The 2209-nt window shown below is 70.0% G+C and carries 3 protein-coding genes; all 3 read right to left on the bottom strand.

Going from position 1 to position 2209, the window contains the following annotated elements; genetic code table 11:
• Positions 1–735: carbohydrate kinase (locus G3N99_RS39105; protein ID WP_206125071.1), on the bottom strand; the 735-nt coding region annotated here is incomplete at its 3' end.
• Entirely contained in the window at positions 732–2012 is a 1281-nt protein-coding gene (locus G3N99_RS39100) for an AGE family epimerase/isomerase (RefSeq protein ID WP_206125070.1), read from the bottom strand. The genes G3N99_RS39100 and G3N99_RS39105, both read right to left, overlap by 4 nt.
• A partial coding sequence (locus tag G3N99_RS39095) for a substrate-binding domain-containing protein (RefSeq protein ID WP_206125069.1) occupies positions 2009–2209 on the bottom strand: 201 nt, incomplete at its 5' end. The genes G3N99_RS39095 and G3N99_RS39100, both read right to left, overlap by 4 nt.

Below are 2209 nucleotides of genomic sequence, written 5' to 3'. Positions count from 1 at the left end.
TGGCTCGGCGACCGAGAGGCGCGGCGGCGTGGCTACATGCACGTGCCAGTCCGCGGAGGGCATCGCCGGCTGCGCGCAGCGCGTGACGGGCACCGCCGCGCGCGGGTTCAGCGCACGCACCGCGCCGATCGCGTCGGGGCCGTCGCCGCCGAACAGGTGCCGCAGGTCCTCGTCGGACACCTTGATCAGGTCGGCGAGCGCGGCCATCTTCTCCAGCGTCGGCCGGTATGCGGCCGTCATCAGGTTCCGGACGTTCGGGTCGAAGCTGATCTTCACGCCACGCGCGTGCAGGTCGGCCGCGAGCGCGGCCAGCGTGCCGGCGAGCGGTTCGCGCACGAGGCTGATGCAGCCGAAATGCGCCCATTTCACGTGGTCGGTCCAGCCGGCCGGCAGTTGCGCCGGATCGAACGCGAGGTCGGCGCTCGCTTCGCCGATGAAGAAGTACGCGGGCGGGCGGGTCTCGTGGACGATCGCGAGCAGCGGCGGCCGCGCGACGCGCTGCAGGAAGCGCAGGTCGAGCCCGGCCGCTTCGCTCGTGCGCCACAGCACGTCGGAGAAGCAGTCTTCGCCGATCGAGCCTGCGAGCGCGCTCGGCACGCCGAGCCGCGCAACCGCGCGCGCGACGTTCCAGCCGGCGCCACCCGGCACCGAGGTCCATTGCGCGTCGCCCGCCCGCACCATGTCGGTCAGGATGTCGCCCGCCGACACGAAAGCCGGAAACGTGCCGCCACTCATTGCGTCGACTCGCTGCGCTGCGCGCGCGCGAGGGTCGCGAGCACGTCGTAGCACGCGCCCATCGTGTGATAGTCGGTCTTGCCGGCCGGGCTCTTCTCGTCGCTGTACTTGCGGTTGTCGCAGGTGAGGATGCGGTACCACGCGCCGTAGCGGTGATCGACGAAGTGCGCCCAGCTATAGCGCCAGATCTCGTCGTACCAGTCCCAGAAGCGCTCGCTGCCGGTGCGCGCGCCGAGCATCGCGGCGGCCGCGAAGGTTTCCGCCTGCACCCAGAAATACTTGTTGTGGTCGCAGATCGTGAAGTCGGGGCCGAAGCCGTAGTACAGGCCGCCGTGATCGGCGTCCCACGCGTGCGTGAGCGCCGCGTCGAACAGCTCGGCCGCGCGCGGCACGAGCCAGTCGAGCGGGCGGTGCCGCTCGAGGATCAGCAGCAGCTTCGCCCATTCCGTCTGGTGCCCGGGCTGGAAGCCCCACGGACGGAAGATGTTCGAGCTGTCTTCCTTGTTGTAGTCCCAGTCGACCGACCAGTCCGCATGGTAGTGCTCCCACACGAGCCCGCCCGACAGTGAGGCCTGGCGCTGCGTGATGTGGGACGCGAGCTTTTCCGCGCGATCGAGGTACGTGAGGTGGCCGGTCGCCTCGTACGCCGCGAGCAGCGCCTCGGTCATGTGCATGTTGGCGTTCTGGCCGCGGTACGACGACACGATCCAGTTCGGTGTCGCGTCATCCGCATAGAGGCCCGCGGCCGCATCCCAGAAACGGTGCTCGGCGAGCTCGAAAGTGGTCGCGATTAGCGGGCGGGCCTCGTCGATGCCGGCCATCGTTGCGTGCGAGGCCGCGAGCAGCACGAACGCGAGGCCGTAGCAGTGGCGCGTGCCGTCGAGCGTCGCGCGTTTCGCGCCGTCGCGCCAGTCGAGTTCCCAGTCGTAGCCCTGCAGTTCGTCGTCCCAGTGCGCGTCGCGCAGGAAGCGCAGCCCGTGGCGCGCGTATTCCAGGTGGCGCGGATCGCCGAAATGCCGGTACGCCATCGCGTAGTTGAAGACGAACCGGCAACTGCTGACGAGGTGGCGCGACGTGCGGTTGTAGATGCTGCCGTCGTCGCGGAAGTAGTGGTAGAAGCCGCCCGTCGGGTCGAACGCGTTCGTGGCGTAGAAGCGCAGCGTGTCCTCGATGTGCGACAGCAGGAACGACGGGTCGCGGAAACTCGCGACGAACGGCGCGGCTTGCGTGTGGGCGGCCGGCGCGGCCGTGCAGGGTTGGACCGGGGGCATGTTCATGATTCGGTGACCGTGGCGGTATCGAGTGCCGGGGAGCCGGCGGGCTGGCTGCTGGCCCGCACGATCAGCTCGACGGGCAGGGAAATCTCGGTGCGCTCGGGCGCTTCCGCGAGCAGCAGCTCGACGCCGCGGCGGCCGAGCGCCTCCTTGTCGACCGCGAGCGTCGTGAGCGGCGGGCTCGCGTGCGCGGCGGCCGA

This window comes from Burkholderia sp. Ac-20392, assembly GCF_017104585.1.
GTDB classification, from domain to species: domain Bacteria; phylum Pseudomonadota; class Gammaproteobacteria; order Burkholderiales; family Burkholderiaceae; genus Burkholderia; species Burkholderia lata.
This window is presented reverse-complemented; position numbering and strand designations above follow the sequence as displayed.